Genomic DNA, 22,058 nt, shown 5'->3' with positions numbered 1-22,058 from the left:
CGCGTGCGGCCGCCGCTACCGGACGAACACGCTCGCCTGGTTCGCGAGGTCCAGGAAGTACTGCGGCGCGAGGCCGAGCACCAGCGTGACCGCGACGCCCGCCGTGATGGTGACGGTGGTCAGCGCGGAGGGCACGGCGACGGTGGGGCCGTCCGCCTTCGGCTCGCTGAAGAACATCAGCACGATCACCCGGATGTAGAAGAACGCGGCGATCGCCGAGGAGATCACACCGACCACGACGAGCGCTCCCGCGCCGCCGTCCGCCGCCGCCTTGAAGACCGCGAACTTGCCGGAGAAGCCGGAGGTCAGCGGGATGCCGGCGAAGGCGAGCAGGAAGACCGCGAAGACCGCCGCGACGAGCGGCGAACGCCGCCCGAGACCGGCCCACTTGGACAGGTGGGTGGCCTCGCCGCCGGCGTCCCTGACCAGCGTGACGACGGCGAACGCGCCGATGGTCACGAAGGAGTAGGCGCCCAGGTAGAACAGGACGGACGAGATCCCGCTCGGGGTGGCCGCGATGACACCCGCGAGCAGGAAGCCCGCGTGCGCGATCGACGAGTACGCGAGGAGCCGCTTGATGTCGGTCTGGGTGATGGCGACGATCGCACCGCCCAGCATGGTGACGATGGCGACGCCCCACATGACGGGCCGCCAGTCCCAGGTGAGGCCCGGCAGCACCACGTACAGCAGGCGGAGCAGCGCGCCGAACGCGGCGACCTTGGTCGCGGCGGCCATGAAGCCGGTGACCGGGGTCGGGGCGCCCTGGTAGACGTCCGGGGTCCACATGTGGAACGGGACGGCGCCGACCTTGAAGAGCAGCCCCATGAGGACCATGGCGAAGCCGATGAGCAGCAGGGCGTCGTTGCCCATGGTGTCGGCGAGCGCCGGGTTGACCGAGCCGACCGCGCCGTCGACGACCTGGGCGATCGTGGCGTACGAGACGGAGCCCGCGTAGCCGTAGAGGAGGGCGATCCCGAAGAGCAGGAAGGCCGAGGAGAAGGCGCCGAGCAGGAAGTACTTGACGGCCGCCTCCTGCGACATCAGCCGCTTGCGGCGGGCGACGGCGCAGAGCAGGTACAGCGGGAGGGAGAAGACCTCCAGGGCGACGAAGAGCGTCAGGAGGTCGTTGGCCGCCGGGAAGACCAGCATGCCGGCGATGGCGAAGAGGGCGAGCGGGAAGACCTCGGTGGTGGTGAACCCGGCCTTGATCGCGGCCTTCTCGTGGTCGCTGCCGGGGACGGCGGCGGCCTCGGCGGCGAAGGAGTCGACCTTGTGGCCGTGGTCGGCCGGGTCGAGCCTGCGCTCGGCGAAGGTGAAGATCGCCACGATGGAGGCGAGGAGAATGGTGCCCTGGAGGAAGAGGGCGGGCCCGTCGACGGCGATGGCGCCCATGGCCGCGATGTGGGCCTTGGTGGAGCCGTAACCGCCGGCCGCCAGGCCGACGATGGCGGCGAAGGCGGCGGCGAGCGCGACGACGCTGAGGAAGACCTGGCTGTGGTAGCGGGCCTTTCGGGGGACGAACGCCTCGACTAGGACGCTGACGATCGCCGCGCCGACCACGATGAGGACGGGCGAGAGCTGGGTGTACTCGATGTGGGGCGCCGGGATCTTGTCCAGCGGCTCGGCAGCGGTCGTCCACAGGCTGTGGACAGAGGACGCGACGGCTGAGGTGCTCACTTGGCCGCCTCCACTTCGGGGCTGGGGTCCTTCTGCTGGACGTCGGACATGGTGTGCTGCACGGCCGGGTTGACGACGTCCGTCAGCGGCTTCGGGAAGACCCCGAGGAAGATCAGGACGGCGATCAGCGGGACGACCACCGCGAGTTCACGCGCCCGCAGGTCGGGCAGCGTCCGCACCTCCTCCTTCACCGGCCCGGTCATCGTCCGCTGGTACAGGACGAGGGTGTAGAGCGCGGCGAGGACGATGCCGGTGGTGGCGATGACACCGGCCACCGGGTAGCGGGCGAACGTGCCGACCAGGACGAGGAACTCACTGACGAACGGGGCGAGTCCGGGCAGCGACAGGGTCGCGAGGCCACCGATCAGGAAGGTGCCGGCGAGCACCGGGGCGACCTTCTGCACCCCGCCGTAGTCGGCGATGAGCCGCGAGCCGCGCCGGGAGATCAGGAAGCCGGCGACGAGCATCAGCGCGGCCGTCGAGATGCCGTGGTTGACCATGTAGAGCGTGGCACCGGACTGGCCCTGGGTGGTCATCGCGAAGATGCCCAGGATGATGAAGCCGAAGTGCGAGATCGAGGCGTAGGCGACCAGGCGCTTGATGTCCCGCTGGCCGACGGCGAGCAGCGCCCCGTAGACGATGCTGATCAGGGCGAGGACGACGATCGCCGGAGTGGCCCACTTGCTGGCCTCGGGGAAGAGGCCGAGGCAGAAGCGGAGCATCGCGAAGGTGCCGACCTTGTCGACGACGGCGGTGATGAGGACGGCGACCGGGGCGGTCGCCTCCCCCATCGCGTTCGGCAGCCAGGTGTGCAGCGGCCAGAGCGGGGCCTTCACCGCGAAGGCGAAGAAGAAGCCGAGGAACAGCCAGCGTTCGGTGCTGGTCGCCATCTCCAGGGAGCCGTTGGCCCGGGCCTCGGCGATCTCGGTGAGCGAGAAGTTCCCCGCGACCACGTAGAGGCCGATGACGGCGGCCAGCATGATCAGGCCGCCGACCAGGTTGTAGAGGAGGAACTTGACGGCCGCGTACGAGCGCTGGGCCGCCGCGTTCTCGTCGGAGCCGCTGTGGGCGCGGTCGCCGAAGCCGCCGATGAGGAAGTACATCGGGATGAGCATGGCTTCGAACAGGATGTAGAAGAGGAAGACGTCGGTGGCCTCGAAGGAGAGGATCACCATCGCCTCGACCATGAGGATCAGGGCGAAGAAGCCCTGGGTGGGCCGCCACCGCTTGGAGGAGGTCTCCAGGGGGTCGGCGTCGTGCCAGCCGGCCAGGACGATGAACGGGATCAGCAGCGCGGTCAGCGCGATGAGCGCGACCCCGATGCCGTCGACCCCGAGCTCGTAGCGGACGCCGAAGTCCTTGATCCACGCGTGCGACTCGGTCAGCTGGTACCGCTCGCCGCCGGGCTCGAACCGTACGAAGACGACGGCGGCGAGCGCGAGCGTGGCGAGCGAGACGAGCAGCGCCAGCCACTTGGCGGCGGTGCGGCGGGCGGCGGGCACGGCGGCGGTGAGGATCGCACCGACCGCCGGGACCGCTGCCGTCACCGTAAGGAGCGGGAAAGACATGGTGGTTACACCGCCCTCATCAGCAGGGTCGCGGCGATCAGCACCGCCGTACCTCCGAACATGGAGACCGCGTACGAGCGGGCGTAGCCGTTCTGGAGCTTGCGCAGCCGGCCGGAGAGTCCTCCGACACCGGCCGCGGTGCCGTTGACCACGCCGTCGACCAGGGAGTGGTCGACGTAGACGAGCGAACGGGTCAGATGGGTGCCGCCGCGGACGAAGACGGCGTGGTTGAAGTCGTCCTGGAGGAGGTCGCGGCGGGCGGCCCGGGTGAGCAGCGAGCCGCGCGGGGCGGTGACGGGGACGGGCCTGCGGCCGTACTGGAGGTAGGCGAGGCCGACGCCGATCACCATGACGGCGACGGTGGCGGTGGTGACGGCGGCGGCGCTGATCGGCGCGTGGCCGTGGGCGAAGCCGGTGACCGGCTCCAGCCACTCGACGAACCCGGAGAACTCGAAGACCGCGCCTCCGGCGACCGAGCCGACGGCGAGCAGGACCATGGGGATGACCATGGACTTGGGCGACTCGTGCGGGTGCGGCGGGTTGCCGTGCTCGTCGGGCTGCCAGCGCTTCTCGCCGAAGAAGGTCATCAGCATCACGCGGGTCATGTAGTACGCGGTAATGGCCGCGCCGAGCAGGGTGACCGCGCCGAGGATCCAGCCCTCGGTGCCGCCCTTGGCGAAGGCCGCCTCGATGATCTTGTCCTTGGAGAAGAAGCCGGACAGGCCGGGGAAGCCGATGATCGCGAGGTAGCCGAGGCCGAAGGTGATGAAGGTGACCGGCATGTACTTCCGCAGGCCGCCGTACTTGCGCATGTCGACCTCGTCGTTCATGCCGTGCATGACCGAACCGGCGCCGAGGAACAGCCCGGCCTTGAAGAAGCCGTGGGTCACCAGGTGCATGATCGCGAAGACGTAGCCGATGGGGCCGAGGCCGGCGGCCAGGATCATGTAGCCGATCTGCGACATCGTCGAACCGGCCAGGGCCTTCTTGATGTCGTCCTTCGCGCAACCGACGATCGCACCGAAGAGGAGCGTGACGGCGCCGACCACGGTGACGACCAGCTGGGCGTCGGGAGCGGCGTTGAAGATGTCGGCGGAGCGGACGATCAGATAGACACCGGCGGTCACCATCGTGGCCGCGTGGATGAGGGCCGAGACCGGGGTCGGGCCCTCCATCGCGTCCCCGAGCCAGGACTGCAGCGGCACCTGGGCCGACTTGCCGCAGGCCGCGAGGAGCAGCATCAGGCCGATCGCGGTCAGCTTGCCCTCGGACGTCTGGTCCGCCGCCCCCAGCACCGGCCCGAAGGCGAAGGTCCCGAAGGTGGTGAACATGAGCATGATCGCGATCGAAAGGCCCATGTCGCCGACCCGGTTGACCAGGAAGGCCTTCTTCGCGGCGGTGGCCGCGCTGGGCTTGTGCTGCCAGAAGCCGATCAGGAGGTACGAGGCGAGACCGACGCCCTCCCAGCCGAAGTACAGGAGCAGGTAGTTGTCGGCGAGGACGAGCAGCAGCATCGCCGCGACGAACAGGTTCAGGTAGCCGAAGAAGCGGCGGCGGCGCTCGTCGTGCTCCATGTACCCGATGGAGTACACGTGGATGAGCGTGCCCACACCGCTGATCAGCAGGACGAAGGTCATCGACAGCTGGTCGAGCTGGAAGGCGATGTCCGCCTGGAAGCCCTCGACCGGGATCCAGGAGAAGAGCCGCTGGTGCAGGGCCCGGTCCTCGGCGCCCTTGCCGAGCATGTCGGCGAAGAGCGCCAGGCCGATGGCGAAGGAGACGGCCGCGAGGAGCGTGCCGATCCAGTGCCCGGCCTTGTCGAGCCGCCGGCCGCCGCAGAGCAGGACGACCGCTCCCAGCAGAGGCGCCGCGATGAGCAGCGCAATCAGATTGTCCACAGTTCCGGCCCCTTACAGCTTCATCAGGCTGGCGTCGTCGACCGAGGCCGAGTGGCGGGCACGGAAGACGGACACGATGATCGCGAGCCCGACGACGACCTCCGCGGCGGCGACGACCATCGTGAAGAAGGCGACGATCTGCCCGTCGAGGTTTCCGTGCATGCGGGAGAAGGTGACGAACGCGAGGTTGCAGGCGTTGAGCATGAGCTCGACGCACATGAAGACGACGATCGCGTTCCGCCGGATCAGCACCCCGGCCGCACCGATGGTGAACAGCAGGGCGGCGAGGTACAGGTAGTTGACGGGGTTCACCGGGTGGCCTCCTCTTCGTCCCGGTCCCGGCCGAGGCGCTCCTCGGAGCGCTGCTCCAGGGCCTTGAGATCGGCGAGCGCCTCGGTGGACACGTCCCGGATCTGGCCCCGCTTGCGCAGGGTCTGCATGACGGTGAGCTCCGCCGGGGTGCCGTCGGGCAGCAGTCCGGCGATGTCCACGGCGTTGTGCCGGGCGTAGACGCCGGGGGCGGGCAGCGGCGGCACGTGCTTGCCTTCGCGCACGCGCTGCTCGGAGAGTTCGCGCTGGGTGGCGGCCCGCTCGGTGCGCTCCCGGTGGGTGAGCACCATCGCGCCGACGGCGGCGGTGATGAGGAGCGCGCCGGTGATCTCGAAGGCGAAGACGTACTTGGTGAAGATGAGGGCGGCGAGGCCCTCGACGTTTCCGCCGTGGGCGCTGTTGGCGGCGCCGAGTCCGGTGAACTCCTTCAGCGAGGCGTTCCCGATGCCGGCGGCGAGCAGGATGCCGAAGCCGAGGCCGCAGGCGACCGCCCACCAGCGCTGGCCCTTGATGGTCTCCTTCAGCGAGTCCGCGGCGGTGACACCCACCAGCATGACGACGAAGAGGAAGAGCATCATGATCGCGCCGGTGTAGACGACGATCTGGACGATGCCGAGGAAGTACGCCCCGTTGGCCAGGTAGAAGACCGCCAGGATGATCATGGTTCCGGCGAGGCAGAGCGCCGAGTGCACGGCCTTGCGCATCAGGATGGTGCAGAGGGCGCCGATGACGGCGACGGTGCCGAGGACCCAGAACTGGAAGGCCTCGCCCGAAGACGTCGCGTACGCCGCGAGGTTCGCGCTCATGCGTCCGCCCCCTCCGGCTCGTCCTTCTCCCCCTTGGACACGGCGACCTGGCGGACGGTCCCGGGCGCCGCCTCTTCGACGAGGCCCCGGTAGTAGTCCTGCTCGGTCATGCCCGGGAAGATCGCGTGCGGCGTGTCGACCATGGTGTCCTCGAGGCCCGCGAGGAGCTGCTCCTTGGTGTAGATCAGGTTCTCGCGGGAGGAGTCGGCCAGTTCGAACTCGTTGGTCATCGTCAGCGCCCGGGTCGGGCAGGCCTCGATGCAGAGTCCGCAGAGGATGCAGCGGGCGTAGTTGATCTGGTAGACGCGGCCGTAGCGCTCGCCCGGCGAGTACCGCTCCTCGTCCGTGTTGTCCGCGCCCTCCACGTAGATGGCGTCGGCGGGACAGGCCCAGGCGCACAGCTCGCAGCCGACGCACTTCTCCAGACCGTCGGGGTGACGGTTGAGCTGGTGCCGGCCGTGGAAGCGGGGCGCCGTCGTCTTCTGCTGCTCCGGGTACTGCTCGGTCAGCCGCTTCTTGAACATGGCCTTGAAGGTCACGCCGAATCCGGCCACCGGATTCTGGAAATCAGACACCGTCCGTCTCCTTTCCATCACTCGCAGTAGCAGTATCGGAGGCGCCACTGACAACGAGGTCCCGGTCCTGCCGTGACCTGCGCCGGGGCACGGGCGGCAGGGACTGTCCGGGCTTGGGCGGTACGGGGAAGCCCCCGGCCATCGGGTCGAAGGAGGGCTCGTCGGCGGGCCGGGGCGCGGCCGCCTTCGCCCTGCGGTCGCGGAACAGGTCGACCACGAAGGACAGCAGCAGCAGTCCGAGGACGGCTCCGGCGACGTACAGGACGATGTTGCCGAAGGCGATGTTCTCGTTCCGCATCGCCCGGACGGTGGCGACCAGCATCAACCAGACCACGGAGACCGGGATGAGGACCTTCCAGCCGAGCTTCATCAGCTGGTCGTAGCGGACGCGGGGCAGGGTGCCGCGGAGCCAGATGAAGAAGAACAGCAGCAGCTGGACCTTGACGACGAACCAGAGCATCGGCCACCAGCCGTGGTTCGCGCCCTCCCAGAAGGTGGAGATCGGGTACGGGGCCCGCCAGCCGCCCAGGAAGAGGGTCACCGACACGGCCGAGACCGTCACCATGTTCACGTACTCGGCGAGCATGAACATCGCGAACTTGATGGACGAGTACTCGGTGTTGAAGCCGCCGACGAGGTCGCCCTCGGACTCCGGCATGTCGAACGGGGCGCGGTTGGTCTCGCCGACCATCGTGACGATGTAGATGATGAACGAGACCGGCAGCAGGATGACGAACCAGCGGTCCGCCTGCGCCTCAACGATCTTCGAGGTCGACATCGACCCGGAGTAGAGGAAGACGGAGGCGAAGGCCGCGCCCATGGCGATCTCGTACGAGATCATCTGCGCGCAGGACCGCAGTCCGCCGAGCAGCGGGTACGTGGAGCCGGACGACCAGCCGGCCAGGACGATGCCGTAGATGCCGACGGAGGCGACCGCGAGGACGTACAGCATCGCGATCGGCAGGTCGGTGAGCTGCATCGCCGTGCGGTGGCCGAAGATCGAGACCTCGTTGCCGGCCGGCCCGAACGGGATCACGGCGATCGCCATGAACGCCGGGATGGCGGCGACGATCGGGGCGAGGACGTAGACGACCTTGTCGGCCTTCTTGACGATCACGTCCTCCTTGAGCATCAGCTTGATGCCGTCCGCGAGGGACTGGAGGAGGCCCCAGGGGCCGTGCCGGTTGGGGCCGATGCGCAGCTGCATCCAGGCGACGACCTTGCGCTCCCACACGATGGAGAAGAGCACGGTGATCATCAGGAAGGCGAAGCAGAAGACGGCCTTGATCAGGACGAGCCACCAGGGGTCCGTACCGAACATGGACAGGTCTTCGGCGGCCAGGACGTTCGGGTTCATGCCTCCACCTCCCGCGGGGTCGCCGGGCCGATGCGGACCAGGTCGCCGGGGTGGGCGCCGGTGTCGGAGAGGACGCCGCGGCCGGCCGAGTTCAGCGGGAGCCAGACCACCCGGTCGGGCATCTCGGTGACCTCCAGCGGGAAGGCGACGGAGCCCGCCGGGCCGGTGACTTCGAGGGTGTCGCCGTCCTTGACGCCGGTGTCGGCGGCGGTGGCGGCGGAGAGCCGGGCGACGGCCGCGTGCCGGGTGCCGGCCAGGGCGGTGTCGCCCTCCTGGAGCCGCCCGAGGTCGAGCAGGAGCCGGTGTCCGGCGAGGACGGCCTCACCGTCACCGGGCCGGGGCGCGGGCTGGCCGGGCTCGACGGGCTCGGAGGCCCGCTCCTCGGTCCAGCCGCCGAGCCGGTCGAGCTCCCGGCGTGCCGACCTGAGGTCGGGCAGTGCCAGGTGGGCGTCGAGGGCGTCGGCGAGCATGTGGAGCACGCGCGCGTCCGACGGGGCGAGCGGCCTGGTCATCTGCTCGGGCTTGAGCGCCGCCTCGAACAGCCGGGCCCTGCCCTCCCAGTTGAGGAAGGTGCCGGGCTTCTCGGCGACGGCGGCGACCGGCAGGACGACGTCGGCGCGCGCGGTGACCTCGCTGGGGCGCAGTTCGAGGGAGACGACGAAGGCCGCGTCGAGGGCCTCACGCGCGCGTGCCGGGTCCGGCAGGTCGGCGACCTCGACGGCGCCGACGAGCAGGGCGGCGAGTTCGCCGGTGGCGGCGGCCTCCACGATCTGCCCGGTGTCGCGGCCGTAGCCGTGCGGGAGTTCGCGGACGCCCCAGGCGGTGGCGACCTCCTCACGCGCGCGGGGGTGGGTCGCGGGCCGGCCGCCGGGCAGCAGCGCGGGGAGCGCTCCGGCCTCGACCGCGCCGCGTTCGCCGGAGCGGCGCGGGATCCACACGAGCCGGGCGCCGGTGGCGGCGGCGGCCCGCAGGGCGGCGGTCAGGGCGCCGGGGACGCCCGCGAGGCGCTCACCGACGAGGAGGACGGCGCCGTCCTCGCGCAGGGCCTCGGCGGCGGCGAGCCCGTCGCCTTCGAGGCCGACCCGGGAGGTGAGGGCGTCGAGCCACTCGGTCTCGGTGCCGGGGGCGGCGGGGAGCAGGGTGCCGCCCGCCTTCTCCAGGCCGCGGGTGGCGAACGCGGCGACCGCGTAGGTCCGCTGGCCGTGCTTGCGCCAGGCCTTGCGCAGCCGCAGGAAGACGCCGGGGGCCTCCTCCTCGGCCTCCAGGCCGACGAGCAGGACCGCGGGGGCGGCTTCCAGGGACGTGTACGTGACCCCGCTGCCGTCCAGGTCGCGGCCCCGGCCGGCGACGGCGGAGGCCAGGAAGTCGGCCTCCTCGCCGGAGTGGACCCGGGCCCGGAAGTCGATGTCGTTGGTGTCGAGGGCGACCCGGGCGAACTTGGCGTACGCGTAGGAGTCCTCGACGGTCAGCCTGCCGCCGGTGAGGACGCCGGTGCGGCCGCGGACGAGGCCGCGGGCGGCCGCCTCCAGGGCCTCGGGCCAGGACGCGGGCTCCAGTTCACCGGTGTCGGCGTTCCGGACGAGCGGCGTCGTCAGCCGGTCGCGCTGCTGCGCGTACCGGAAGCCGAAGCGGCCCTTGTCGCAGATCCACTCCTCGTTGACCTCGGGGTCCTCGGCGGCGAGCCGCCGCATGACCTTGCCGCGCCGGTGGTCGGTGCGGGTGGCGCAGCCGCCGGCGCAGTGCTCGCAGACGGACGGCGAGGAGACCAGGTCGAAGGGGCGGGAGCGGAAGCGGTAGGCGGCCGAGGTGAGGGCGCCGACCGGGCAGATCTGGATGGTGTTGCCGGAGAAGTACGACTCGAAGGGGTCGCCCTCGCCGGTGCCGACCTGCTGGAGGGCGCCGCGCTCGATGAGTTCGATCATCGGGTCGCCCGCGACCTGGTTGGAGAAGCGGGTGCAGCGGGCGCAGAGCACACAGCGCTCGCGGTCGAGCAGCACCTGGGTGGAGATCGCGATCGGCTTCTCGTAGGTGCGCTTGACGCCCTCGAAGCGGGACTCGGCCTGGCCGTGGGACAGGGCCTGGTTCTGCAGGGGGCACTCGCCGCCCTTGTCGCAGACCGGGCAGTCCAGCGGGTGGTTGATGAGCAGCAGCTCCATCACGCCGTGCTGGGCCTTCTCGGCGACCGGGCTGGTCAGCTGCGACTTCACCACCATGCCGTCGGTGCAGGTGATCGTGCAGGAGGCCATCGGCTTGCGCTGGCCCTCGACCTCGACGATGCACTGGCGGCAGGCGCCGGCGGGGTCGAGGAGCGGGTGGTCGCAGAAGCGCGGGATCTCGATGCCGAGCTGCTCGGCGGCGCGGATGACCAGGGTCCCCTTGGGGACGGAGATCTCGATGCCGTCGATCGTCAGCGAGACGAGGTCCTCCGGCGGCACGGCCGGGCTGCCGCCGCCGGCGGGCTGGGGCGTGGTGACGGTCATGCGGTCACCTCCTTGTGGTTGTCCGCCCAGGCGGTCGACTTGGCCGGGTCGAAGGGGCAGCCGCGGCCGGTGATGTGCTGCTCGTACTCCTCGCGGAAGTACTTCAGCGAGGAGAAGATCGGCGAGGCGGCGCCGTCGCCGAGGGCGCAGAACGACTTGCCGTTGATGTTGTCGGCGATGTCGTTGAGCTTGTCGAGGTCGGCGAGGGTGCCCGTCCCGTTCTCGATGGACCGGAGCAGCTGGACCAGCCAGTACGTGCCTTCGCGGCAGGGCGTGCACTTGCCGCAGGACTCGTGGGCGTAGAACTCGGTCCAGCGGGTGACGGCCCGGACGACACAGGTGGTCTCGTCGAAGCACTGGAGCGCCTTGGTGCCGAGCATCGACCCGGCGGCGCCGACGCCCTCGTAGTCGAGGGGCACGTCGAGGTGCTCGTCGGTGAACATCGGGGTGGAGGAGCCGCCCGGCGTCCAGAACTTGAGCCGGTGGCCGGCGCGCATCCCGCCGCTCATGTCGAGGAGCTGGCGCAGGGTGATGCCGAGGGGGGCCTCGTACTGGCCGGGCGAGGTGACGTGCCCGGACAGCGAGTACAGCGTGAAGCCCGGGGACTTCTCGCTGCCCATCGAGGTGAACCACTCCTTGCCCCGGTTGAGGATCGCGGGAACGGACGCGATGGACTCGACGTTGTTCACCACGGTGGGGCACGCGTACAGACCGGCGACCGCGGGGAAGGGGGGGCGCAGCCGGGGCTGGCCGCGGCGCCCTTCGAGCGAGTCGAGCAGCGCGGTCTCCTCACCGCAGATGTACGCGCCGGCGCCGGCGTGCACGGTGATGTCCACGTTGAGTCCGCTGCCGAGGACGTTCCGGCCGAGGTATCCGGCGGCGTACGCCTCGCGGACCGCCTCGTGGAGGCGGCGCAGGACGGGGACGACCTCGCCGCGCAGGTAGATGAACGCGTGCTCGGAGCGGATCGCGTAGCAGGCGATGATCATTCCCTCGATGAGGGAGTGCGGGTTGGCGTAGAGGAGGGGGATGTCCTTGCAGGTGCCGGGCTCGGACTCGTCGGCGTTGACGACGAGGTAGTGCGGCTTGCCGTCGCCCTGCGGGATGAACTGCCACTTCATGCCGGTGGGGAAGCCGGCGCCGCCGCGACCGCGGAGGCCGGATTCCTTGACGTACGCGATGAGGGCGTCGGGGCTCATCGCGAGGGCCTTCCTGAGCCCCTGGTATCCCTCGTGCCGCTCGTAGGTCTCCAGGGTCCAGGAGTTGGGCTGGTCCCAGAAGGCCGAGAGGACGGGCGAGAGGAGCTTCTCGGGGCTGCTGTTGTTGATCTCGGCGGCCAAGGTCATCACTCCCCCTCCTGACCGGAGGTCTCACCACGCGGGTGGACGATTCGGTGGTGCGGCTGCTCGCCCTTGGCGAGGCGCAGGCCCACGAGCGAGGCGGGGCCCGCGCCGCCGGTGGCCTCGACGGCGCCGGGGCGCTCGTCGGGGAAGCCGGCGAGGATGCGGGCGGTCTCCTTGAAGGTGCAGAGCGGGGCGCCGCGGGTGGGCTCGACGGTCCGGCCGGCCCGCAGGTCGTCGACCATCTTCTTGGCGGACTCGGGGGTCTGGTTGTCGAAGAACTCCCAGTTGACCATCACCACGGGGGCGAAGTCGCAGGCCGCGTTGCACTCGATGTGCTCAAGGGTGATCTTGCCGTCGGGCGTGGTCTCGTTGTTGCCGACGGCGAGGTGCTCCTTGAGCTCCTCGAAGATGGCGTCGCCGCCCATCACCGCGCACAGCGTGTTCGTACAGACGCCGACCTGGTAGTCGCCGGAGGGCTTGCGCCGGTACATGGAGTAGAAGGTGGCGACCGCGGTGACCTCGGCGGTGGTCAAGCCGAGGGTCTCGGCGCAGAACGCCATGCCGGTACGGGTCACGTGGCCCTCCTCCGACTGCACGAGGTGCAGCATCGGCAGGAGCGCGGAGCGGGAGTCCGGGTAGCGGTCGACGATCGCCCGCGCGTCCTCCGTCAGGCGGGCGTGGACCTCGGCCGGGTACGCGGGGGCGGGAAGCTGGGGCATGCCCAGGCTGATCTGCTCGGTCATCGGTCGACGCCTCCCATCACGGGGTCGATGGAGGCGACGGCGACGATGACGTCGGCGACCTGGCCGCCCTCGCACATCGCGGCCATGGCCTGGAGGTTGGTGAAGGACGGGTCGCGGAAGTGGACCCGGAAGGGGCGGGTGCCGCCGTCGGAGACGACGTGCACGCCGAGCTCGCCCTTGGGCGACTCGACGGCCGCGTAGGCCTGCCCGGCCGGGACCCGGAAGCCCTCGGTGACCAGCTTGAAGTGGTGGATCAGGGCCTCCATGGAGGTGCCCATGATCTTCTTGATGTGGTCCATGGAGTTGCCGAGGCCGTCGGTGCCGAGGGCGAGCTGCGCGGGCCAGGCGATCTTCTTGTCGCCGACCATGACATCGCCCGGCGCCAGCCGGTCGAGGCACTGCTCGACGATCCGGAGGGACTGCCGCATCTCCTCCAGGCGGACGAGGAAGCGTCCGTAGGAGTCGCAGCTGTCGGCGGTCGGGACCTCGAACTCGTAGTTCTCGTAGCCGCAGTACGGGTCGGTCTTGCGCAGGTCGTGCGGGAGGCCCGCCGAGCGCAGGATCGGTCCGGTGGCGCCGAGCGCCATGCAGCCGGTGAGGTCGAGGTAGCCGACGTCCTGCATGCGGGCCTTGAAGATGGGGTTGCCGGTGGCGAGCTTGTCGTACTCCGGCAGGTTCTTCTTCATGGTCTTCACGAACTCGCGCACGGCGTCGACCGCGCCGGGCGGCAGGTCCTGGGCGAGGCCGCCGGGGCGGATGAACGCGTGGTTCATGCGCAGGCCGGTGATCAGCTCGTACAGGTCCAGGATCATCTCGCGGTCCCGGAAGCCGTAGATCATGATCGTGGTGGCGCCGAGCTCCATGCCGCCGGTGGCGATGCACACCAGGTGGGAGGAGAGCCGGTTGAGCTCCATCAGCAGGACGCGGATGACGCTGGCCCGGTCCGGGATCTGGTCGGTGATGCCGAGCAGCTTCTCCACGCCGAGGCAGTACGCCGTCTCGTTGTAGAACGAGGTGAGGTAGTCCATGCGCGTGACGAAGGTGGTGCCCTGCGTCCAGGTCCGGTACTCGAGGTTCTTCTCGATGCCGGTGTGGAGGTAGCCGATGCCGCAGCGGGCCTCGGTGACGGTCTCGCCGTCGATCTCCAGGATGAGCCGGAGCACGCCGTGGGTGGACGGGTGCTGGGGGCCCATGTTGACGATGATGCGCTCGTCGTCGGCCTTCGCTGCGGACTGGACGACCTCTTCCCAGTCGCCGCCGGTGACCGTGTAGACGGCACCTTCTGTCGTCTCTCGGGGAGACGCGTGGGACGTGGACATCAGCTGTACGACCTCCGCTGGTCCGGAGCCGGGATCTGGGCGCCCTTGTACTCGACGGCGATGCCGCCGAGGGGGTAGTCCTTGCGCTGCGGGTGGCCCTGCCAGTCGTCCGGCATCATGATCCGGGTGAGGGCGGGGTGGCCGTCGAAGACGATGCCGAAGAAGTCGTACGCCTCGCGCTCGTGCCAGTCGTTCGTCGGGTAGACGGCGACGAGCGACGGGATGTGCGGGTCGGCGTCCGGGGCGGACACCTCCAGGCGGATCAGCCGGCCGTGGGTGAGCGAGCGCAGGTGGTAGACGGCGTGCAGCTCGCGGCCCTTGTCGCCCGGGTAGTGGACGCCGGAGACGCCGGTGCAGAGCTCGAAGCGGAGCGCCGGGTCGTCGCGGAGCGTGCGGGCGACGCGGACGAGGTGCTCGCGCTCGATGTGGAAGGTGAGCTCGCCGCGGTCGACGACCGTCTTCTCGATGGCGTTGTCCGGGAGCAGACCCTGCTCCTCCAGGGCGCCTTCGAGTTCGTCGGCGACCTCGTCGAACCAGCCGCCGTAGGGGCGGGCGGCCGGTCCGGGGAGCCGGATCGAGCGGACGAGTCCGCCGTAGCCGGAGGTGTCGCCGCCGTTGTTGGCGCCGAACATGCCGCGCTGGACGCGGACCTCCTCGCCGTGCTCCCCGCGCTGCCCCGGCAGGTTCTGCTCGCTCAGCTCCTTCTCGGGATTGGGTGTCTCTTCGCTCACCGGAGCAGACCCTTCAGTTCGATCGTCGGCCGCGCCTTCAGCGCCGCCTCCTCCGCCTCCCGGGCCGCCTCCTCGGCGTTCACGCCGAGCTTGGAGCTCTGGATCTTCTGGTGGAGCTTGAGGATCGCGTCGAGCAGCATCTCGGGCCGCGGCGGGCAGCCGGGCAGGTAGATGTCGACCGGCACGATGTGGTCGACGCCCTGGACGATCGCGTAGTTGTTGAACATGCCGCCCGAGGAGGCGCAGACGCCCATGGAGATGACCCACTTGGGGTTGGGCATCTGGTCGTAGACCTGCCTCAGGACCGGCGCCATCTTCTGGCTGACCCGGCCGGCGACGATCATCAGGTCGGCCTGGCGCGGTGAGCCGCGGAAGACCTCCATGCCGAAGCGGGCCAGGTCGTACCGGCCGGCTCCGGTGGTCATCATCTCGATGGCGCAGCAGGCGAGGCCGAAGGTCGCGGGGAACACGGACGCCTTGCGCACCCAGCCCGCGGCCTGTTCGACCGTCGTCAGCAGAAAGCCGCTCGGGAGTTTCTCTTCGAGTCCCATAGGTGCCCCTCAGCCCCTCAGTCCCATTCCAGGCCGCCGCGCCGCCACACGTACGCGTAGGCGACGAAGACGGTGAGCACGAAGAGCAGCATCTCCACGAGCCCGAAAAGCCCCAGGGCGTCGAAGGTGACGGCCCAGGGGTAGAGGAAGACGATCTCGATGTCGAAGACGATGAAGAGCATCGCCGTCAGGTAGTACTTGATCGGGAAGCGGCCGCCTCCGGCGGGAGTGGGCGTCGGTTCGATGCCGCACTCGTACGCCTCAAGCTTTGCCCTGTTGTACCGCTTTGGCCCGATAAGCGTGGCCATGACCACGGAGAAGATCGCAAACCCCGCACCCAGGGCACCGAGCACGAGGACGGGCGCGTACGCATTCACGCTCCTCGCTCCTTCCAGTCGTCCTTGACCGTTGGACCGCACGGCCGGGCCCCGAAAGATCGCCCCCATGTGAGGCAGTTCACAAGCCCGGCTGCCCCGCATCTTATGCCCGCCCCTCTGTGATCTGCGACACGGGGTACGACAACGACTTTGTGATCTCCACCACCTGACGAAGGATCATGAAGTCGGATGAGCGGTGATCTTGTTGCGCGAAGCGCCCAGGTGATCACCAGATGTGACATCCGGACCGGAAATCGCTGATCGGAGGGGGTGTCGCACTATCAAGTGTTGGCCACTACAGGCAAATTGGTGATGGACGCATCCGGGTGATAAAGGAACCGGCCGTCGCCCGGTCGGGGGGTCCCGCGTACGGGGGTGGACGCGTGCGCGCTTTCACGAGCGTTCGTGAGACGGAACTGTGACCTGCATCACTTCACCAAGCCTCCGGAAAAACGGGGCTTGGCCACCGGCGTCAAGAGGTGGTAAGCGTCGGGCAATTCGGGCGTTTCAATGAAAACCCGTGATCAAGGGCCAGATGGGCCGTGCCCGTTTTGCCCGTTACGGCGTCAATAAGGCTGCCAGAGAAGCGGATTATGTGGTTCCGAACGTAACTGTGGCGCAACCCACGTTTCTTGAAGGGAACCGTGAAGCCCTGATAGCGGTTGTCCTCATGTCCCACACCGCTCACATACCCAGCCACCGGAAGCCCCGCCGCAGCGCCTCGAAGCTCGCGCTGCGAGCCGGAGTTGCCGGTGGCGTCCTCGGCACCATCGCGGTGGCCGGTGCTGCCGGGCCGGCCAATGCCGAGCCGGTGACCGAGACCATCGAAATGCCCACCCTGGGCTCCCTTGAGGCCGCCACCGGTCTCGCCAGCGCCGTCGCCGCCTCCGCCGAGGCCTCCCAGCAGGAGGCGCTCGACCAGAGCCTCCAGACGCAGGAGAACCTGGCGCTGCAGAAGGCCGCCAAGGAGGCCAGGACGGCCAAGGCCGAGGCCGACCGCAAGGCCGCGGCCGAGAAGGCCGAGAAGGCCCGTCTGAAGGCCGAGCAGGAGCGCAAGGACGCCGAGGCCCGCGCCTCCCGCGACCGGGCGCGCACCCAGCTCGCCTCGACGTCCGCGAGCTCGTCCTCGGACAACGGCTCCTCCTCGTCCGACAGCGGCTCCTCGGCCGGCTCGAACGAGTCCACCACGCAGGCCCCCTCCGGCTCCGCCGCCGCGATCGTGGCCTTCGCCCGGGCCCAGGTCGGCGACTCGTACGTCACCGGCGGCACCGGCCCCAACTCGTGGGACTGCTCCGGTCTCGTCCAGGCCGCCTACCGCGAGGCCGGCATCGACCTGCCGCGCATCTCGTACGACCAGTCGAGCATGGGCACCTCCGTCTCCCTGAGCAACCTCCAGCCGGGCGACGTCCTCTACTGGGGCAGCCGCAGCGGCTCGTACCACGTCGCGATCTACGTGGGCGGCGGCAAGTACGTCGGCGCGCAGAACTCGTCGACCGGTGTCGTCGAGCGCTCCCTGGACTGGGACATGCCCTCGGGCGCGGTCCGCATCCTCTGACCGACCCGCGTCACGTCGTACGCGAAGAGCCGTCCCTCCTCGGGGGAGTGACGGCTCTTCGTCATCCGGTCACGACATCTCCCGGCATGCCCTATTTGCGGAAGTTCTCGATGATCCGGGCGTAGCTGTCCCCTCCGTGGCCCGCGTCGACCGCCGCGCGCATCAGGTCCAGGTGGAGCTCCGGCAGCCGGTTGTCGATCCCGCGGGCCTCCCCCGCGTGCAGCAGATGCCCGATCGCCGCCACCTGGACGTCGATCGTGGCGTCCGCGCCCGGGTACTCCCCCGCGTCGATCTGCTCGGCGTACCCGGTCATGAACCAGGAGACCGTCCTCAGCCAGCGGGTGGCCACCGCCGTGAACTCCCTGGCCGGCACCCCGTCCGCGCCCGCGAGGGCGGAGGCGTGCAGCCAGCCGCCGAAGACGGACCACATGAGGCCGAGCAGCCCGGCGTCGTAGAGCGAGCCGAGCCCCGCGTCCGGCCCCAGGTCCACCGGGTCGCCGAGCACGGCGAGCGTCGTGCGGTGCGCGGCGAACAGCTCGGGCGAGCCCGCGTACAGGATCATGTTGGCGCTGTCGCCGACCCCGGGCGGGGTCGTCATGACGGCTCCGTCGAGGTAGCCGATGCCGTGCTCCGCCGCCCACGCCGCCTGCGCGCGGGCCTGCTCGGGCGAACCCGTGGTGAGGTTGACCAGGACCCTGCCCCGCAGGGACTCCGTGACGGGCGCGAGGAGTTCGCGGACGGCGGCGTCGTCGAGCACGCAGACCACGACGAGTTCGCTCGCGGTGACGGCCTCGGTGACGGTGGCGGCGCGGGTGGCGCCCCGGGCGACGAGGGCGTCGGCCTTCCCGGGGGTGCGGTTCCAGACGGTGGTGGGGTGGCCGGCGGCGAGGAAGGCGTCGGCGAGGGCCGTGCCCATCTGCCCGAGACCGATGACCGTGATGCTCTGTGCGTTCATGGCTCCACGCTCGCAGCGGCGGATTCCGGCCGACAGTGGCAGGACCGACGACGACCGCACGATTACTGCCGCGTTCTGACGTACGGTCGGGGGCATGAGCGCAGGGATCGTCGCCATCGCCGTCGTACCGGACCGGCGGATCGGAACGTCGCTGTGGGAGCTGTACGAACTCTCCCTGGCGTGCGCGGTCTTCGGCATCCCGCACCCGGACCTCGCCGACCCCTGGTACGAGCTGCGGCTCTGCGGGGACTCCGGCGAGGGCGGGGTCTTCTCGCTGCGGACCGACCACGGTCTCGACGGACTCGTGGGGGCGGACACCGTCATCGTGCCGTCCGTGCCCGAGGCGGTCGTGGACGACGGCGAGGAGGTGCCGGAGGAGCTGGTGACGGCGCTGCGGGCGGCCGCGGCCTCCGGCGCCCGGATGGTGTCGCTCTGCACCGGGGCCTTCGCGCTCGCCGCCGCCGGACTCCTCGACGGCCGCCGGGCCACCGCGCACTGGCAGCACACCGCGCAGCTGGCCGCCCGCCACCCCGAGGTGATCGTCGACGACTCGGTGCTCTACACGGCCGACGGGCCCGTCCTGACCAGCGCCGGGGCCACCGCCGCGCTCGACCTCTGCCTGCACCTGGTGCGCACCGACCTCGGCGCGACCGTCGCGGGGCAGCTCGCCCGCCGGCTCGTCGTCCCGGCCCACCGTCCCGGCGGCCAGGCCCAGTTCATCGAGGCGCCGCTGCCGCCGAGCGACGACGACAGCCTGGGGCCCGTCCTGCAGTGGGCGACCGAGCGCCTGGCCGAGCCGCTGACCGTGGAGGATCTGGCGCGACGGGCCCGGATGAGCCCGCGCACCTTCCACCGGCGGGTCCGCGAGGAGTACGGGACCACCCCGCTGCAGTGGCTGCTGCAGCAGCGGGTGGCCCGCGCCCAGACCCTGCTGGAGTCCACCGACCTGCCCGTGGAGCTGGTCGGCGACCACAGCGGGCTGGGGTCGGCGGCCAACCTGCGCCGCCATTTCATCCGCGCCGTCGGGGTGTCCCCTTCCGGCTACCGGCAGGCGTTCAGGCCTTCGGCGCGACCTTCGAGAGGCCGTTGATGATGCGGTCCATGGCGTCGCCGCCCGTCGGGTCGGTGAGGTTCGCCAGCATCTTCAGGGTGAACTTCATGAGCATCGGGTGGGTCAGACCGCGCTGGGTCGCGATCTTCATGACCTTCGGGTTGCCGATGAGCTTCACGAAGGCGCGGCCGAGCGTGTAGTAGCCGCCGTAGGTGTCCTTGAGGACCTGCGGGTAGTTCCGGAGGGCCAGTTCGCGCTGGGCGGGGGTCGCGCGGGCGTGCGCCTGGACGATGACGTCGGCCGCGATCTGGCCGGACTCCATGGCGTACGCGATGCCCTCGCCGTTGAACGGGTTGACCAGGCCGCCGGCGTCGCCGACGAGCAGCAGGCCCTTGGTGTAGTGCGGCTGGCGGTTGAAGGCCATCGGGAGGGCGGCGCCGCGGATCGGCTGCGTCATGTTCTCCGGGGTGTAGCCCCAGTCCTCCGGCATCGAGGCGCACCAGGCCTTCAGGACCTCGCGCCAGTCCAGCTCGCGGAAGGCCTTCGAGGAGTTGAGGATGCCGAGGCCGACGTTGGACGTGCCGTCGCCCATCGGGAAGATCCAGCCGTAGCCGGGCAGCAGCCGGTCCTGGGGGCCGCGGCGGTCCCACAGCTCCAGCCAGGACTCCAGGTAGTCGTCGTCGTGCCGGGGCGAGGTGAAGTACGTCCGCACGGCGACACCCATCGGCCGGTCCTCGCGCCGGTGCAGGCCCATGGCGAGGGAGATCCGGGTGGAGTTGCCGTCGGCGGCGACGACGAGCGGGGCGTGGAAGGTGACCTCGCGCTTCTCCTCGCCGAGCTTGGCGTGGACGCCGGTGATCCGGCCCGTGCGGTCGTCGATGACCGGGGCGCCGACGTTGCAGCGCTCGTACAGCCGGGCGCCGGCCTTCTGCGCCTGGCGGGCCAGCTGCTCGTCGAAGTCGTCGCGCTTGCGGACGAGTCCGTAGTCCGGGTACGAGGCGAGCTCGGGCCAGTCGAGTTCCAGGCGCACGCCGCCGCCGATGATCCGCAGGCCCCGGTTCCGCAGCCAGCCGGCCTCTTCGGAGATGTCGATGCCCATGGAGACGAGCTGCTTGGTGGCGCGGGGGGTGAGGCCGTCGCCGCAGACCTTCTCGCGCGGGAACGCGGTCTTCTCCAGGAGCAGGACGTCGAGTCCGGCCTTGGCGAGGTAGTACGCGGTGGTGGATCCGGCCGGGCCTGCCCCGACGACGATGACGTCCGCGCTGTGCTCGGAGAGGGGCTGCTCGGTCACGGCGAGATCTCCCGAAGAGGTCGAGGGAAGGATGAGGGCAGTTTATGGGCGGGCGGGTTACGCCTTGAAGCCCCGGTGGAGGGCGACGATGCCCCCGGTCAGGTTCCGCCAGGCGACCTTCGACCAGCCGGCCTTCTGGAGCATGCCCGCCAGGGTCGGCTGGTCCGGCCAGGAGCGGATGGACTCGGCCAGGTACACGTACGCGTCCGGGTTGGAGGAGACCGCGCGGGCCACCGGCGGCAGCGCGCGCATCAGGTACTCCTCGTACACCGTGCGGAACGGCGCCCAGGTGGCGTGCGAGAACTCGCTGATGACGATCCGGCCGCCCGGCTTCGTCACCCGGTACATCTCGCGCAGCGCCTGGTCGGTGTCCTGGATGTTCCGCAGCCCGAAGGAGATCGTCACCGCGTCGAACACGTCGTCGCGGAACGGCAGCTTCGTGCCGTCGCCCGCGGTGAACGGCATCCACGGGTGGTTCTTCTTGCCGACCCGCAGCATGCCGAGCGAGAAGTCGCAGGGCACGACGTACGCGCCCGCGCGCGCGAAGGGCTGCGAGGAGGTCGCCGTACCGGCGGCGAGGTCCAGGACCTTCTGCGCGGGGCGGGCGTCGACCGCCTTCGCGACCTCCTTGCGCCAGCGCCGGTCCTGGCCCAGCGAGAGCACGTCGTTCGTGAGGTCGTAGTTCGCCGCCACGTCGTCGAACATCGAGGCGACTTCGTGCGGCTGCTTGTCCAGGGTGGCGCGGGTCACTGGCGTTCGGCCTCGCAGACTCGGGTACGGGCGGGCGCGTCCATTGTCTCAGGGCCGATCCCGCCCCGACCGGCAGGGCGCGCTCAGCGGCCGCCCCGGTCAGCGCGCCCGGTGGACGAGACGGCCGCCGAGGACGGTGGCCACACAGGTCGACGCGCCGAGCCGGACGAGACCGGCCCGGTCGGGGACGTCGAAGACGGCGAAGCGGGCGGGACCGCCCGGCACCAGGTCCGGCAGGAGCACCAGCGGCACCGGCGAGAACGACGGTCCGGCCGGCAGCTTCTCCGGGCGGCGGCCCACCGCGAGTCCCGCCCTGCGCACCGCGTCGATCGCGGCCCGGCTCCGCAGTTCACCGGCGATCGCCACCGTCCCGTGGGCCAGCAGCCGCTGCACACCCCGGCGCGCGGAGGCGCCGAGCCGGGAGGCGTCCGCGCGGAAGATCCGCTGCGCCCGCTCGCCGGTGATCGGCTCGGTGCCGAAGCCCTCGGCCTCCCGGGGGTCCGGGTGGTACATGCCTTCGAGCAGCTCGGGGCCGTACGGATTGAGCAGCCCGGCGGTGAGGATGCCGGGCCAGCGACGCACCCGCGCCTCGGGCCGGACGGCGACCAGGTCCTCGTACGGGCCGACGGCGGCGACGCGGTCGCCGTCGACGAGGACGGCCGTCCCGGGCGTCGCCTCGGCGACGTGGATGGTGAGCACGG

Annotated in this window: 20 protein-coding genes; 2 read left to right on the top strand and 18 right to left on the bottom strand. The window is 70.4% G+C overall.

Translation table 11 applies throughout. The features are described from left to right. Window positions 1-15 precede the first annotated feature (15 nt). From nuoN to DEJ43_RS21345, 14 genes are read right to left on the bottom strand one after another with little or no spacing between them, the layout of a single operon-like run. On the bottom strand, window positions 16-1,677 hold the full coding sequence (gene nuoN / locus DEJ43_RS21410; RefSeq protein ID WP_015035475.1) for an NADH-quinone oxidoreductase subunit NuoN: 1,662 nt from the start codon (window positions 1,675-1,677) through the stop codon (window positions 16-18). Beyond that, on the bottom strand, window positions 1,674-3,245 hold the full coding sequence (locus DEJ43_RS21405; protein WP_015035474.1) for an NADH-quinone oxidoreductase subunit M: 1,572 nt from the start codon (window positions 3,243-3,245) through the stop codon (window positions 1,674-1,676). Before DEJ43_RS21405 ends, nuoN begins: the two co-directional genes overlap by 4 nt. Before the next feature lie 5 nt (window positions 3,246-3,250). Continuing rightward, window positions 3,251-5,143: an NADH-quinone oxidoreductase subunit L gene (gene nuoL, locus DEJ43_RS21400; RefSeq protein ID WP_015035473.1), complete on the bottom strand. Its 1,893-nt coding sequence runs from the start codon at window positions 5,141-5,143 to the stop codon at window positions 3,251-3,253. Window positions 5,144-5,155: 12 nt separating this feature from the next. Beyond that, window positions 5,156-5,455 (bottom strand): NADH-quinone oxidoreductase subunit NuoK, encoded by a 300-nt coding sequence (gene nuoK / locus DEJ43_RS21395; RefSeq protein WP_015035472.1) that lies wholly within the window; start codon window positions 5,453-5,455, stop codon window positions 5,156-5,158. After that, window positions 5,452-6,279: an NADH-quinone oxidoreductase subunit J gene (locus DEJ43_RS21390; RefSeq protein WP_015035471.1), complete on the bottom strand. Its 828-nt coding sequence runs from the start codon at window positions 6,277-6,279 to the stop codon at window positions 5,452-5,454. Before DEJ43_RS21390 ends, nuoK begins: the two co-directional genes overlap by 4 nt. After that, the gene (gene nuoI, locus DEJ43_RS21385; protein WP_041662757.1) at window positions 6,276-6,872 is read right to left on the bottom strand and encodes an NADH-quinone oxidoreductase subunit NuoI; all 597 of its coding nucleotides are present in this window, start codon (window positions 6,870-6,872) and stop codon (window positions 6,276-6,278) included. Before nuoI ends, DEJ43_RS21390 begins: the two co-directional genes overlap by 4 nt. Beyond that, entirely contained in the window at window positions 6,847-8,211 is a 1,365-nt protein-coding gene (gene nuoH / locus DEJ43_RS21380; protein WP_015035469.1) for an NADH-quinone oxidoreductase subunit NuoH, read from the bottom strand. Before nuoH ends, nuoI begins: the two co-directional genes overlap by 26 nt. Next, window positions 8,208-10,691 (bottom strand): NADH-quinone oxidoreductase subunit G, encoded by a 2,484-nt coding sequence (locus DEJ43_RS21375; RefSeq protein WP_015035468.1) that lies wholly within the window; start codon window positions 10,689-10,691, stop codon window positions 8,208-8,210. Before DEJ43_RS21375 ends, nuoH begins: the two co-directional genes overlap by 4 nt. Continuing rightward, window positions 10,688-12,037, bottom strand: coding sequence for an NADH-quinone oxidoreductase subunit NuoF (gene nuoF, locus DEJ43_RS21370; protein ID WP_015035467.1), 1,350 nt, complete (start codon window positions 12,035-12,037; stop codon window positions 10,688-10,690). Before nuoF ends, DEJ43_RS21375 begins: the two co-directional genes overlap by 4 nt. Next, on the bottom strand, window positions 12,037-12,777 hold the full coding sequence (nuoE, locus tag DEJ43_RS21365; RefSeq protein ID WP_015035466.1) for an NADH-quinone oxidoreductase subunit NuoE: 741 nt from the start codon (window positions 12,775-12,777) through the stop codon (window positions 12,037-12,039). The genes nuoF and nuoE overlap by 1 nt, the downstream gene beginning before the upstream one ends. Further along, complete coding sequence (locus DEJ43_RS21360; protein ID WP_015035465.1) at window positions 12,774-14,096, bottom strand: NADH-quinone oxidoreductase subunit D; 1,323 nt, start codon at window positions 14,094-14,096, stop codon at window positions 12,774-12,776. Before DEJ43_RS21360 ends, nuoE begins: the two co-directional genes overlap by 4 nt. After that, a complete protein-coding gene (locus DEJ43_RS21355) occupies window positions 14,096-14,827 on the bottom strand; it encodes an NADH-quinone oxidoreductase subunit C (protein WP_015035464.1) in 732 nt (243 codons plus the stop codon). The genes DEJ43_RS21360 and DEJ43_RS21355 overlap by 1 nt, the downstream gene beginning before the upstream one ends. Beyond that, window positions 14,824-15,378: a NuoB/complex I 20 kDa subunit family protein gene (locus DEJ43_RS21350; protein ID WP_015035463.1), complete on the bottom strand. Its 555-nt coding sequence runs from the start codon at window positions 15,376-15,378 to the stop codon at window positions 14,824-14,826. Before DEJ43_RS21350 ends, DEJ43_RS21355 begins: the two co-directional genes overlap by 4 nt. A gap of 17 nt (window positions 15,379-15,395) precedes the next feature. After that, window positions 15,396-15,755 carry an NADH-quinone oxidoreductase subunit A gene (locus DEJ43_RS21345; protein WP_019888619.1) on the bottom strand — a complete coding sequence of 120 codons (360 nt, stop codon included), beginning with the start codon at window positions 15,753-15,755 and terminating at the stop codon, window positions 15,396-15,398. 670 nt (window positions 15,756-16,425) lie between these two features. On the opposite strand from DEJ43_RS21345, the gene DEJ43_RS21340 reads away from it, so the two are divergent. Next, on the top strand, window positions 16,426-17,310 hold the full coding sequence (locus DEJ43_RS21340) for a C40 family peptidase (protein WP_015035461.1): 885 nt from the start codon (window positions 16,426-16,428) through the stop codon (window positions 17,308-17,310). A 91-nt stretch (window positions 17,311-17,401) separates the two neighbouring features. On the opposite strand, the gene DEJ43_RS21335 is transcribed toward DEJ43_RS21340, so the two are convergent. Next, a complete protein-coding gene (locus tag DEJ43_RS21335; protein ID WP_015035460.1) occupies window positions 17,402-18,265 on the bottom strand; it encodes an NAD(P)-dependent oxidoreductase in 864 nt (287 codons plus the stop codon). A 94-nt stretch (window positions 18,266-18,359) separates the two neighbouring features. Here DEJ43_RS21335 and DEJ43_RS21330 point away from each other — a divergent pair, with 94 nt between their 5' ends. Further along, window positions 18,360-19,355 (top strand): GlxA family transcriptional regulator, encoded by a 996-nt coding sequence (locus tag DEJ43_RS21330; protein WP_015035459.1) that lies wholly within the window; start codon window positions 18,360-18,362, stop codon window positions 19,353-19,355. Here the strand turns inward: DEJ43_RS21330 and DEJ43_RS21325 are convergent. The 3 genes from DEJ43_RS21325 to DEJ43_RS21315 all read right to left on the bottom strand — a co-directional run bounded on the left by DEJ43_RS21325 (window position 19,321) and on the right by DEJ43_RS21315 (window position 22,056). Further along, window positions 19,321-20,607, bottom strand: coding sequence for a geranylgeranyl reductase family protein (locus tag DEJ43_RS21325; protein ID WP_015035458.1), 1,287 nt, complete (start codon window positions 20,605-20,607; stop codon window positions 19,321-19,323). The genes DEJ43_RS21330 and DEJ43_RS21325 overlap by 35 nt on opposite strands. Before the next feature lie 57 nt (window positions 20,608-20,664). Next, window positions 20,665-21,357: a demethylmenaquinone methyltransferase gene (locus DEJ43_RS21320; protein WP_015035457.1), complete on the bottom strand. Its 693-nt coding sequence runs from the start codon at window positions 21,355-21,357 to the stop codon at window positions 20,665-20,667. 99 nt (window positions 21,358-21,456) lie between these two features. Further along, window positions 21,457-22,056 (bottom strand): imidazolonepropionase-like domain-containing protein, encoded by a 600-nt coding sequence (locus DEJ43_RS21315; protein WP_015035456.1) that lies wholly within the window; start codon window positions 22,054-22,056, stop codon window positions 21,457-21,459. Window positions 22,057-22,058 lie beyond the last annotated feature (2 nt).

The sequence above is a fragment of the Streptomyces venezuelae ATCC 10712 genome (genome assembly GCF_008639165.1).
Classification (GTDB): domain Bacteria; phylum Actinomycetota; class Actinomycetes; order Streptomycetales; family Streptomycetaceae; genus Streptomyces; species Streptomyces venezuelae.
This window is presented reverse-complemented; position numbering and strand designations above follow the sequence as displayed.

What these genes read in the sequence shown, in the direction of transcription:
- DEJ43_RS21330 (WP_015035459.1), top strand. Translation starts at nt 18,360, where the DNA reads ATGAGCGCAGGGATCGTCGCCATCGCCGTCGTACCGGACCGGCGGATC.
- nuoE (WP_015035466.1), bottom strand. Translation starts at nt 12,777, where the DNA reads ATGACCGAGCAGATCAGCCTGGGCATGCCCCAGCTTCCCGCCCCCGCG.
- DEJ43_RS21375 (WP_015035468.1), bottom strand. Translation starts at nt 10,691, where the DNA reads ATGACCGTCACCACGCCCCAGCCCGCCGGCGGCGGCAGCCCGGCCGTG.
- DEJ43_RS21360 (WP_015035465.1), bottom strand. Translation starts at nt 14,096, where the DNA reads ATGTCCACGTCCCACGCGTCTCCCCGAGAGACGACAGAAGGTGCCGTC.
- DEJ43_RS21350 (WP_015035463.1), bottom strand. Translation starts at nt 15,378, where the DNA reads ATGGGACTCGAAGAGAAACTCCCGAGCGGCTTTCTGCTGACGACGGTC.
- DEJ43_RS21390 (WP_015035471.1), bottom strand. Translation starts at nt 6,279, where the DNA reads ATGAGCGCGAACCTCGCGGCGTACGCGACGTCTTCGGGCGAGGCCTTC.
- nuoH (WP_015035469.1), bottom strand. Translation starts at nt 8,211, where the DNA reads ATGAACCCGAACGTCCTGGCCGCCGAAGACCTGTCCATGTTCGGTACG.
- DEJ43_RS21340 (WP_015035461.1), top strand. Translation starts at nt 16,426, where the DNA reads ATGTCCCACACCGCTCACATACCCAGCCACCGGAAGCCCCGCCGCAGC.
- nuoF (WP_015035467.1), bottom strand. Translation starts at nt 12,037, where the DNA reads ATGACCTTGGCCGCCGAGATCAACAACAGCAGCCCCGAGAAGCTCCTC.
- nuoI (WP_041662757.1), bottom strand. Translation starts at nt 6,872, where the DNA reads ATGGAAAGGAGACGGACGGTGTCTGATTTCCAGAATCCGGTGGCCGGA.
- DEJ43_RS21335 (WP_015035460.1), bottom strand. Translation starts at nt 18,265, where the DNA reads ATGAACGCACAGAGCATCACGGTCATCGGTCTCGGGCAGATGGGCACG.
- DEJ43_RS21405 (WP_015035474.1), bottom strand. Translation starts at nt 3,245, where the DNA reads ATGTCTTTCCCGCTCCTTACGGTGACGGCAGCGGTCCCGGCGGTCGGT.